This is a genomic window from Polaribacter sp. HL-MS24, assembly GCF_032758595.1.
Taxonomy (GTDB): Bacteria; Bacteroidota; Bacteroidia; order Flavobacteriales; family Flavobacteriaceae; genus Polaribacter.
Map to the genome: position 1 here is coordinate 918,981 of NZ_CP136415.1, position 11,727 is coordinate 930,707.

Genomic DNA, 11,727 nt, shown 5'->3' on the forward strand with positions numbered 1-11,727 from the left:
TATTAAAATGGTAAATCGTCATTTTCTTCTGGTGCAATCGACTTTTCTGCTGAGGGTGGATTCGTTTGAGCTGAAGGAGTGGATTGTGTTGTCGTTTTATCTAAACTCTTTTTAGTGGATAAAAAAGTCATTTCGGATACATAGACCTCTGTTGAATAGCGTTTCACACCATCTTGTTCCCACTGTCTATTTTTCAATTTTCCTTCACAATATACTTTATCGCCTTTGGATAAATATTTTTCGCAAATTTCCGCAAGCTTGTTTCTCACTACAATATTGTGCCAATCGGTAGTTGTTACTTTTTCACCTGTCTGTTTGTTGGTGTAACTTTCATTGGTTGCAATGGGGAATCTTCCAATAGAATTTCCACCATCAAAATAATGCATTTTCATGTCATCGCCAAGATGCCCAATTAAAATTACTTTGTTTACTGTTCCTGCCATAATTTTGATCCCATTTTATTTTGTTATCAATTCAAGCGCTCAAGTGAACTGACAACCCATTAATCTATATCAAATATACTAAAAAAATTAATTAGTTTTCATCTTTATACGCTTTCAAAAAATTGGCAATTAAAACAGGAACAGGATACTTCTCAATATCGCCCCAATTAACCCTTGCTACAGAAGAACTTTTTGTTTTGACAATCCATAGCTGTGTGTGCAAATGCTGATGTGATAATTTATGTACAATTTCCTTTTTATTAAACAAAGACAGGGTAACTTTATCAGGAAATAGATCCACAAACTCAGGGTTAGAAATCAACTCTTTTCCATCGATGTTTTTAACCGATTCTATTAATGGAAACTGATACAATCCTTGCCATATCCCCTTTCCTTCTCGCTGGGTTAAAATAGTTTTACCGTCCTCTGTATGCACCACTAGATAATTAAAAAATCGTTTTTTTACTTTGATTTTTTTATCTTTTACTGGCAACTCTTTGGTTAATTTCTGTTCAAAAGCAAAACAACTACCAGCCAGAGGGCATGATTCACAGAGCGGATTTTGAGGTTTGCAATGCAAGGCTCCGAAATCCATAATGGCCTGATTGAAGGTCCCGGGCTGGGCTGGATCAATTAACGATTGTGCGAGAGCTTTAAACTCTTTTATTCCAGCAGAGGAGTTGGTGGAGGTGTGGATGCCGAAGTAACGAGAAAGCACCCTATAAACGTTTCCATCAATTACTGCAGCAGCTTCATCGAAACATATTGAGGAAATAGCAGAAGCAGTATAATCTCCGATTCCTTTCAATTTTACAATTTCTTTAAAGCTTGAGGGAAACTCCCCATTAAGATCGTTCGCAATGTATTTGGCTGTAAAATGTAAATTCCTAGCACGAGAATAATACCCCAATCCCTGCCACATTTTCAATACAGTACTTTCGTCAGCATTGGCGAGGTCGAAAACGGTTGGAAATGTCTCTGTAAATTCTAGATAATAAGACAACCCTTGAGCAACTCTTGTTTGCTGAAGCATCACTTCTGATAACCAAATGAAATAGGGGTTTTTACTTTTGCGCCATGGTAAATCTCTATTGTTTTGTAAATACCAGTATATTAATGTCTTAGAAAAACTCATGCTTCAAAAATCGATTTGTAAAAATACATTTTAAATTTCGCACAAATTTAGGCTTTAATTTTCTTGGAGTTGATTAATTATCATATATTTGCATCCGCATTTTTGAAATTAATATAATAAAAATATAGTAAAAATAAAGACATGACGAAAGCAGATATCGTATCAAAAATTTCAGACAAATCGGGTATAGAAAAGACCGATGTTTTAGCAACTGTTGAAGCATTTATGACTGAAGTTAAAGATGCATTAGAGAGTGGTGACAACGTTTATTTAAGAGGTTTTGGTAGTTTTATTATCAAAACAAGGGCAGAAAAAACAGGTAGAAATATTTCAAAAAATACAACTATTAAGATTCCTGCACATAACATACCAGCTTTTAAACCGGCTAAAACTTTTACGGAAGGAGTAAAGAATAAAGTAACTGTACAATAAAACATTAATCTGAATCTTAATTGATTTACAAAAACAACTCGCATTATGCCAAGTGGTAAAAAAAGAAAGAGAGCTAAGATCTCTACACACAAAAGAAAGAAAAGAGCAAGAGCAAATAGACACAAGAAAAAGTAAGCTTTTGCTTACTTTTTCGTTTATAGTTTAGCGAAAAGAAAAGTTCATTGACATCCGAAGATTTTAAAACTGCAAGCGCGGTAAATCTTCACACGGTATTTACAAATACCTGACACAATTAATCCATCTACACAATTCTTGTGTAGTGTTAAAACCAAATTCAGAATGAAAAGAACAGAACTAATAATTCGTACAAATTCATCTGATATTGATTTTGCCTTATTAAAAGATGGGAAACTTATTGAATTAAATAATGAAACAACTGGTAACAAATTCTCTGTTGGCGATATTTTTTTAGCCAAAATAGGAAAAGTGTTAACGGGCTTAAACGCAGCATTTGTGAATGTTGGATATCCAAAAGACGGATTTCTACATTATCACGATTTGGGAGCGCAAGTAAACTCATTAAATTCGTTCATTAAGAAAGTAAGCACAGGTAAGTATAAAGAATTCACTTTAAAGAACTTCCAGTTTCAGGGAGACATTAACAAAGACGGTAGTATTAACGAAGTACTAAAAACAGGTCAAAATCTGTTGGTACAAATTGTAAAAGAACCAATTTCTACAAAAGGCCCAAGATTAAGCTCAGAGCTTTCTATCGCCGGTAGATTTTTAGTTTTAGTTCCTTTTTCTAACAGAGTTTCGGTTTCTCAAAAAATAGAAGACCCAAAAGAAAAAGAACGCTTAAAAAGATTAGCAAAAAGCATCAGACCCAAAGGTTTTGGTGTAATCTTAAGAACTGTTGCCGAAGGCAAAAAAGTAGCAGAACTTGACAAAGATTTGCAAAACTCACTAGAACGTTGGAAAACCACGTGCAAGCGCATTGCGAACACCAACACACCAACAAAAATATTGAGTGAATTAAACAGAGCATCCTCTATCCTTCGGGATATTATGAATGAATCTTTTACAAATATTGTAACCAATGATGAAACCCTTCAGATTGAAATTAAAGAGTATTTACAAGAAATTTATCCTGAAAAGGAAAAAATCGTGAAACTCCACACATCTGAAATCCCTATTTTCGAGAAATACGGAATAGAGAGACAAATTAAAACGTCATTTGGAAAAACAGTTTCTATGAGTAAAGGTGCGTATTTGGTAATAGAACACACAGAAGCTTTGCACGTTATAGACGTGAATAGTGGAAATCGTTCCAACAAAGCGGGCTCTCAAGAAGACACTGCATTAGAAGTAAATTTAATAGCTGCATCCGAAGTAGCACGACAGTTACAACTGCGTGATATGGGAGGGATTATAGTTGTTGATTTTATTGACTTGCATTCGGCTGAAAATAGAAACAAACTCTATCAGCATTTAAAAGAAGAAATGTCTTTTGATAGAACAAAGCACAAGATTCTACCTCCGAGTAAATTTGGTTTGATACAAATTACTAGACAACGGGTAAGACCAGAGTTGAGTATTAAAACTACCGAAGCCAATCCAAATAAAAATGGAGAAGTAGAAGCACCAATAGTGCTGTTAGATAAATTAGAAGCAGACTTAGATAAGTTTCTTTTAAGCAATAGTAATAAAAAGATCAGCCTTCACGTGCACCCTTTTATTGCTGCGTATCTAACAAAAGGAGTATCATCTATTCGATTTAAATGGTACTTGAAACATAAAAAGTGGATTAAAATTATACCTAGAGACGCTTACACCTACTTATACTTTAGATTTAAAGCTTCAAAGAGCTAAAACTATTTTTAAGTAAAGGCAATAATTTTTTATCAAGAAAAAACCCGCACCTATTTGTTGCGGGTTTTTTTATTTTGTGATAGATCCAGTTCAAAAAACAGAATTTCTATTTCTTAAATTGCAACACTTCAGAGCGTCCTTTTTTAAAAATTTGATTGCTGTTCCCTTTGCCTTTTCTCAATTCTTTTTGTTCCTCACAGGGCAATTGAATTACCTCTTGACAATGAACAGAACATGTGTTTTCCATCTTTTCTGAGCAGTCATCACATTGAATAAATAACAAATGACAAGCTTCATTGGCACAATTTGTATGTGTATTACAAGGGGCTCCACATTGATGACAGCTAGAAATGATGTCGTCGGTTATTTTCTCTGCTCTTCGGTGATCAAAGACAAAATTCTTTCCGATAAACTTATTTTCGATGCCCTCTGTTTTCACTTGCCGAGCGTATTCAATAATTCCTCCTTCTAATTGAAAAACGTTTTGAAACCCTTTGTGTTTGTAATAAGCAGATGCTTTTTCACAACGAATACCACCCGTACAATACATCAATAAATTTTTATCTTTTTTGTGGTCTTTTAAATCGGCTTCAATAATATCCAATGAATCTCGAAATGTATCAACATCGGGAGTGATTGCTCCATCGAAATGTCCAATTTCACTTTCGTAATGGTTTCGCATATCGACACAAATGGTATCGGGACGAGCTAACATTTCATTAAATTCTTTGGCATTTAAGTGAACCCCTTTATTGGTCACATCAAAAGTGGAGTCATTGAGCCCGTCAGCCACAATTTTGTCTCTTACTTTTATTTTCAATTTCAAAAAAGATTTGTTGTATTGCTCTATTGCCACATTCAACCGAATGTCTTTCAAAAAAGAAATTTGGTCCAATTGCTCTTTTAGAGCATACAAATTTTCTGATGGAACAGACAATTGTGCATTGATCCCTTCGTAAGAAACATAAATTCTGCCCAAAACTTCCAATGCGTTCCATTCTAAGAATAATTTGTCTCTTAACACTTGTGGATTCTCAATCTTAGAATATTGATAAAAAGAAATGGTGAGACGGTCTTTGCCAGCCTCGTCGATTAAAGCTGCGCGCTCTTTGGCGCTTAACTTGTTGTACAGTTGCATGCTATACTTTTTTAAGTTGTACGTTGATTTTGTTCAATTTTAAGTAATGCACTTAAAATGAATACAAATTTACCATTTTTAAATGAAAGTTTAATTTTAAACACCAAAAAAAATTTTATAGTAATTTTAAACTTTCGTTGATTTACACCCTTTTAACTGATTTATTTTGTTCTTTTTTTTAGCATCTTTGCAGCAGCAAACAAAATCAATAATTGTCATTTCCGCGAAAGTGGAACCCAAAAAATAATCACTTATGAAAGTAGCTGTTGTAGGCGCAACTGGTATGGTTGGCACAGTAATGTTGAAAGTATTAGAAGAACGTAATTTACCCATAACGGAACTCATTCCAGTTGCATCGGCAAGATCTGCAGGTAAAAAACTATCGTACAAAGGAAACGATTATACTGTGGTGACTTTGGAAGATGCTCTTCAAATGAAACCAGATATTGCATTGTTCTCTGCAGGAGGAGAAACTTCTTTAGAATGGGCGCCAAAATTTGCTGAAGTTGGCACCACTGTTATTGACAACTCTTCTGCATGGAGAATGGATCCAACAAAGAAATTGGTCGTTCCAGAAATCAATGGAGATGTATTGACTGGTGATGATAAAATTATTGCAAACCCAAACTGTTCTACCATTCAGTTGGTAATGGCTTTAGCGCCTTTACACAAAAAATACACAATGAAACGTGTAGTGATTTCTACCTACCAATCTGTTTCTGGAACAGGTGTCAAAGCTGTCCAACAATTAGACAATGAAGAAGCTGGTATTGAAGGAGAAATGGCATATCCACATAAAATTGGTCGAAATGCATTGCCTCATTGTGATGTTTTTTTAGAAAACGGATACACCAAAGAGGAAATGAAATTGGTCAAAGAACCAAAGAAAATATTACGTGACAATTCTTTTTCTGTAACAGCAACTGCAGTGAGAATCCCTACTGCTGGAGGACACTCTGAAGCAGTAAATGTACAGTTTGAAAATGATTTTGATCTTACAGAAGTACGTCAACTTTTATCGGATACTCCAGGAGTTATTGTGCAAGATGATTTGGCAAACAACATCTATCCGATGCCTATACTTGCCTTCGATAAAGACGAAGTATTTGTTGGGCGTATTCGAAGAGATGAATCTCAAGAAAATACCTTAAATTTGTGGATTGTAGCTGACAACCTTAGAAAAGGAGCTGCAACCAACACAATTCAAATTGCCGAATATTTGATTGCAAATAATTTGGTGTAACATCAATTTTAATGGCAACATTTTATAAAGTACATATTAAAGAAATAAAACAAGAAACCGCTCATGCGGTTTCTGTTGTTTTTGAGATTCCTGAAAATTTACAATCTGAATTTGTTTTTTCGGCAGGACAATACATTACACTTCAACTAGAAATTAACGGTTCAAGGATTCGAAGAGCCTATTCAATTTGTTCAACACCAAAAAGTGGAGAACTTCGTGTAGCTATCAAAGCCGTTGAAAAAGGAGTGTTTTCTACCTATGCTACCTCAAAACTAAAAGCAGGAGATTCGATTGAAATCTCTGCCCCAGAAGGACGTTTTTTACTGAGCCCCGGAGCAAACAAAAATTATATTGGTTTTGCAGCAGGCTCTGGAATCACTCCACTACGTTCAATGTTGGAGACAGTTTTAGAAACCGAACCTAGCGCAACATTCACCCTAGTATATGGAAACAAAACGGTTGCTGATACAATCTTTTATGACGCCTTAAACAGTCTAAAAGAAAGATATACTGACAGATTCAATCTTCATTATATTTTCACCAGAGAAGAAGTGAAAAATTGTTTACGTGGAAGAATTGACGAAAACGTGACCAATTATATCGTAAAAAACAGGTACAAAGAAACTTCTTTTGACGCTGCCTTTTTGTGTGGTCCTGAAGAAATGATTAAAGAAGCTTCAAAAACTCTCGAAAAAAACAACATCAAAAAAGAGAATATTCATTTTGAACTTTTTACTGCTACAGTAGATGTTGAAAAAGCAGCACAAGTACAAGAAGGACTTACAGCAGTTACAGTCATTTTAGACGATGAGGAACTGACATTTACCATGTCTCAAACGGATGATCTTTTGGCAGCAAGTTTACGAAACGACATTGACGCACCTTATTCCTGCCAAGGAGGTGTCTGTAGCTCTTGTTTGGCAAAAGTTACAGAAGGAAAAGCAGTAATGGTTAAAAACTCTATTCTAACGGATAGTGAACTGGCAGATGGGTTTATTCTAACCTGTCAAGCGCATCCAACAACAGCTAGCATCACCATTGATTTTGATGATGTATAAAATGGTGTAATTCGATCTTCATCCCTTTTTTTCAGGGATTTGGACTCCCTTGAAAAAGAGAATTTAGAATCAAAATTATTATCCCTATTTTTAACAATGGATTTTTACGACTTTAAAAATGCTTTTTTTATTGGGTTTTTCATGGCATTCATGATTGGTCCTGTTTTTTTTATGCTGATCCAAACCAGTATAATAAAAGGTGCAAGAGCGGCTATTGCTTTTGATCTAGGTGTTATTTTAGGAGACTTGGCTTTTATTTTAATCGCGTATTATGGAAGCCGATCTTTGCTAGAAAAAATAAAAGATGACCCAAGACTTTTCTTCATCGGTGGTTTGGTTTTGATTATCTATGGTTTAATTACCTATCTAGAAAAAGAAAATAAAAAAGAAGCATTGGCTTCTGTAAACATAGTTAATGTTCCAATTCAAAACAACTACCTAAAACTTTTTATCAAAGGTTTTTTTCTGAACTTTATCAACGTGGGTGTCCTTGCCTTTTGGCTGGGTATTGTACTGTTGATTGGCCCGACACTTAAAATGAATCAAACAGCTATTTTTTGGTATTTTGGAACCATCCTAGTTGGATACTTTATGACGGATTTAGGAAAGATTTTTTTAGCAAAACAATTGAAAAGTAAAATGACCGCTCCAGTAATTCTTCGTGTAAAAAAAATTATGGGAATTCTATTAATTGTTAGTGGAGTCATCTTAATGCTAAAAGGGTTTATCCCCAATGAAAAATTAGATGGTTTTATACAAATGAGTGAATAAAAAAAGCAAGGCTTTCGCCTCGCTTATTTGAGCTATTTTTAATTAAAACTATTTTACTTCAAAAACATTGTTTTCATCATCGATATCTGCCATCAACTTACTGGTATCAATTGCAACAGCTGCAACCGTTTTTGAGGCTGTAAATGTATAGGTTGGATGTGCCCAAGCCCAGTCTTCAAGAACTGTTGCATCAGTTGGCTTACTTCCTCTCATCATTCTTAAAGGAATATTAAATGCTTCTGTAGAACCATCCGTATACCTTACCTCAACATCTATAGGCATTGGCATTTTTCCAATTCTTTCTAGAACTATTTGCTTGCCATCGACCGATTTTATTCCATAATCTATTGTATGCGTAGTTTGAATCCATTCATTCAAATACCACCCTAAATGAATCCCAGAAACCTTCTCCATTGTTCTTTTAATATCATTTGGAGTAGGGTGTTTAAAACTAAAATCGGTAAAATATTTTTTCAATCCATTGGCAACATTCTCAGCACCAATAATGTATTCTAATTGAGATAAAAACATACTTCCTTTTCCGTAGCTTCCAGTTCCATAGGCAGCGTTGGTATTGTATCGATCTGCATGTGTCGTTAAGGGCTCTTCCAACCCATTCTTTACGATATAGTTATATCCTCTATACGGACCCGTATTTGGATTCCCTCCAGTTCCTGCATCTAAAATTTCTGCAGAAGCTTTGTTGGAAATATAGGAAGCAAATCCTTCATCCAATATAGGTGCAAACTCTCGTTTGAGGCTAACAGAAATTGAAACCACGTATGTGCCATTTCATGAGCTGTAACACCAAAAAGGCTTCCAAATTTTCGTTGTCCTGTGATTAAAGTCGACATTGCATATTCCATTCCGCCATCTCCTCCTTGAATTACCGAATATTGCTTGTACGGATATTGCCCAACATGTTCACTAAAATACTTCATCAACTTTGCAGTAGGTTCTTGTAAGTCTTTCCAATTTTGCAAATATTCTGGAGCTAAATTTTTCTTATACAAAAAGTGTAAATCTATCCCATTCTTCATTGTAAGCACATCGTGTTTGTACTCTGGATCTGCTGCCCACATAAAATCATGTACATTGGGAGCTTTGAAGTGCCAAGTAAGTTTTTCTGAATCAGGAATGGCTAAAGGCTTGCTTGGGTCTTCATAGCCAAAGCCAATTTCTTGGGGATTTTGTAGATAGCCTGTTCCACCTACGATATAGGTTTTATCAAGATGTAAGGTTACATCAAAATTTCCCCAAACACCGTGAAATTCACGAGCAATATAAGGAGGTGTATGCCAACCTTGAAAATCGTATTCTGCCATTTTCGGATACCACTGCGCCATAGAAAGGGCAACTCCTTCTTTGTTATTTCTTCCCGTTCGACGTATTTGTAGAGGTATTTGTGCATCAAAAATCATGTCAAAAGTGACACTTTCTCCTGGTGCAATTGGAGCATCCAACCTAACTTCCAAAATCGTTCCAACAGTCTCAAAAGCAACTTCGGTTCCGTCTTGTTTTAGTGTTTGTACCTTGATGTATCCAATTTCATTTGGCTGTAATCTGCTAATTCGGTCCTGTACTCTTCTGTCTGGATCTTTAATATTTAAAGATCTTATATCCATTTGAGAACTAAGGCTGAAAGGCATTAAAGTAAAGATGATAAAATACTTTTGTCAATTCATCTGGTGAATTATTGGTATATACCGCTTTCTGTGTCCCTTTGTATTGATAGTTCTGAACATCAACGTCAATATCCATGGTATAATCGATGTGTTGTTGCCAATATTGGGACACATCCTTTGACTGCTTGTGAACCACAACTTTTGATTGAATACATGAAAGGAAAAACACTGCCGAAAGAGTTACTAAAAGTATTTTCTTCATTTTATAAAAATTAAATTGAATATTAAAAGTAACAAACAGCAAGGTTAATCTCGCTGTTTGTTTTTATTATTTTTTTCCGTTTACTATTTGATCCGCCATTCTTAAAGCATTGTATGCATTCACTACACGTCCAGAAACAGACATCTCTGCAAAGGGAATTTTATCTCCTGTAGGATTTTCATCAGATTGAGATCCTGGTTGGATAACATCAAAATCAATTTTAATACCCGAATTCATTAAAATATGTTTTACTTGACTTGCGGATAATTGTGGATAATACGATCGAACCAAAGCTGCAATACCTGCTGCAGAAGGTGCCGCCATAGAAGTTCCATTGTAAGAAGCATAGTCATCGTTTGGTATTGTAGAATAAATACCGACTCCTGGAGCAAAAACATCTACATTTACTTTTCCATAATTGGAAAAACTAGCAGGCAGTCTTTCATCATAATACATACTCATGGCTCCAAGCGTTAACACATTGTCTGAAATTTCATTGACCAAATCTTTTGAATCGTTAGGATAGGTTTTTTCAATATCAATATTTTTACCATCGTTTCCTGCAGCATTTACAATTAAAACATCTTTTTGGGCTGCATATTGAATTGCCTCAAAAACCCATTCTTTATTTGGGGAGTATTTTTTACCAAAACTCGTGTTGATAATTTTCGCCCCATTGTCAACTGCATAGCGAATTCCCAAAGCAACATCTTTATCGTGTTCGTCTCCGTCTGGAACTACACGTACTGCCATAATTTTTACATGGTTGGCAACACCATCAACTCCTTTGTTGTTGTTTCTTGATGCAGCAACAATTCCTGCAACATGTGTTCCATGACTTTCTAAATCTTTAGACCCAATGACATTATTATTTCCATACGATGTATCAGTAATATCATACAAATCATCCCCTAATGATTGACGTTCGTTAAATTCAAGATCGTAACTTTTCGTAGCCTCTTGACTTTCTTTGTACTCTAAAAGTCTTGCTTTATATTCTAATAAGCCTTTTTCTGTTGCCCCATTACTTAAAAGACCTATAAGATCCGCTATTTGTACAGCCTCCTTTGGGTCTTCTGTTTTTAGTGCTTTTAAGTCTTCTTCAGTAAAGTCTTCTTTTCCAACCAACTCCTTCACTGCTTTAAAGTTTTCTTCAATCTGAAGTATTCTTTCTGCAGTTTTCTCTAAGTTAGCGATCTCTGCTTTTTTTGCATCAGAAACAGATTTAAACTCTTCTTGTATTTTTAAAAAATTTTCATATTCAGTGCGATCTTCTTCAGCAATTTCTGAGGCAACTTTATCGCCAAAGACATCCATTCCTTTTTTTACAATACGTGTAATTTCTAACTGATCTGCTACAACAATATCACCATCTTCATTTCCTAAGAAATTCCATCCGTGAATATCGTCTACATACCCATTTTTATCGTCATCAATATTGTTTTATGGTATTTCTTTAGGGTTTGTCCAAGCTACGTTTTTTAAATCTTCATGTTCTATATCAACTCCAGAATCGGCAATGGCAACAACAACGGTGGTTCCTTTTTTTCCTTCTAAAAACTGATATGCTTTAGCGATACTCATCCTGGAATAGAATCTTTTTCTAAATCAGCATGACTCCATCGATACATCTCCTCATCGGTTAAATTTCCTTTTTTAGCAGGAATATTAATACTGAAAGAGCTTCCATTAGGAACAGGAATAGTTGTAATTGATGCTTTACAACTTGCGAACAAACATCCAGCAACAGCCGAATACAATAGTGGTCTTAGAATTTTCATAATATT

Annotated in this window: 11 protein-coding genes and 1 pseudogene; 5 read left to right on the plus strand and 7 right to left on the minus strand. The window is 35.0% G+C overall.

Translation table 11 applies throughout. From position 1 onward, the window contains the following. Nucleotides 1-2: 2 nt before the first annotated feature. Both RRF69_RS04340 and mutY read right to left on the minus strand, forming a co-directional pair. Entirely contained in the window at nucleotides 3-443 is a 441-nt protein-coding gene (locus tag RRF69_RS04340) for a single-stranded DNA-binding protein (protein WP_316940733.1), read from the minus strand. Between the two features lie 91 nt (nucleotides 444-534). Continuing rightward, a complete protein-coding gene (gene mutY, locus RRF69_RS04345; RefSeq protein ID WP_316940734.1) occupies nucleotides 535-1,578 on the minus strand; it encodes an A/G-specific adenine glycosylase in 1,044 nt (347 codons plus the stop codon). A 141-nt stretch (nucleotides 1,579-1,719) separates the two neighbouring features. Between mutY and RRF69_RS04350 the strand changes: the two genes are divergently transcribed. After that, complete coding sequence (locus RRF69_RS04350; RefSeq protein ID WP_316940735.1) at nucleotides 1,720-2,010, plus strand: HU family DNA-binding protein; 291 nt, start codon at nucleotides 1,720-1,722, stop codon at nucleotides 2,008-2,010. A 300-nt stretch (nucleotides 2,011-2,310) separates the two neighbouring features. Then, nucleotides 2,311-3,843: an Rne/Rng family ribonuclease gene (locus RRF69_RS04355; RefSeq protein ID WP_316940736.1), complete on the plus strand. Its 1,533-nt coding sequence runs from the start codon at nucleotides 2,311-2,313 to the stop codon at nucleotides 3,841-3,843. A 106-nt stretch (nucleotides 3,844-3,949) separates the two neighbouring features. Here RRF69_RS04355 and RRF69_RS04360 read toward each other — a convergent pair whose 3' ends face one another. Then, entirely contained in the window at nucleotides 3,950-4,981 is a 1,032-nt protein-coding gene (locus tag RRF69_RS04360; RefSeq protein ID WP_316940737.1) for a rhodanese-related sulfurtransferase, read from the minus strand. A gap of 253 nt (nucleotides 4,982-5,234) precedes the next feature. Here RRF69_RS04360 and RRF69_RS04365 point away from each other — a divergent pair, with 253 nt between their 5' ends. The 3 genes from RRF69_RS04365 (at nucleotide 5,235) to RRF69_RS04375 (ending at nucleotide 8,053) form a co-directional block, all read left to right on the plus strand. Then, entirely contained in the window at nucleotides 5,235-6,224 is a 990-nt protein-coding gene (locus tag RRF69_RS04365; protein ID WP_316940738.1) for an aspartate-semialdehyde dehydrogenase, read from the plus strand. A gap of 11 nt (nucleotides 6,225-6,235) precedes the next feature. After that, nucleotides 6,236-7,282, plus strand: coding sequence for a ferredoxin--NADP reductase (locus RRF69_RS04370; protein WP_316940739.1), 1,047 nt, complete (start codon nucleotides 6,236-6,238; stop codon nucleotides 7,280-7,282). Between the two features lie 96 nt (nucleotides 7,283-7,378). After that, on the plus strand, nucleotides 7,379-8,053 hold the full coding sequence (locus RRF69_RS04375; protein WP_316940740.1) for a LysE family translocator: 675 nt from the start codon (nucleotides 7,379-7,381) through the stop codon (nucleotides 8,051-8,053). Nucleotides 8,054-8,101: 48 nt separating this feature from the next. Here the strand turns inward: RRF69_RS04375 and RRF69_RS04380 are convergent. The 4 genes and pseudogenes from RRF69_RS04380 to RRF69_RS04395 all read right to left on the minus strand — a co-directional run bounded on the left by RRF69_RS04380 (nucleotide 8,102) and on the right by RRF69_RS04395 (nucleotide 11,721). Next, a pseudogene (locus RRF69_RS04380) lies at nucleotides 8,102-9,940 on the minus strand (M1 family metallopeptidase). Nucleotides 9,941-10,006: 66 nt separating this feature from the next. Continuing rightward, a complete protein-coding gene (locus tag RRF69_RS04385; RefSeq protein WP_316940741.1) occupies nucleotides 10,007-11,257 on the minus strand; it encodes a S8 family serine peptidase in 1,251 nt (416 codons plus the stop codon). A 126-nt stretch (nucleotides 11,258-11,383) separates the two neighbouring features. Further along, nucleotides 11,384-11,524, minus strand: coding sequence for a hypothetical protein (locus RRF69_RS04390; RefSeq protein ID WP_316940742.1), 141 nt, complete (start codon nucleotides 11,522-11,524; stop codon nucleotides 11,384-11,386). Next, complete coding sequence (locus tag RRF69_RS04395; protein ID WP_316940743.1) at nucleotides 11,521-11,721, minus strand: hypothetical protein; 201 nt, start codon at nucleotides 11,719-11,721, stop codon at nucleotides 11,521-11,523. The genes RRF69_RS04390 and RRF69_RS04395 overlap by 4 nt, the downstream gene beginning before the upstream one ends. Nucleotides 11,722-11,727 lie beyond the last annotated feature (6 nt).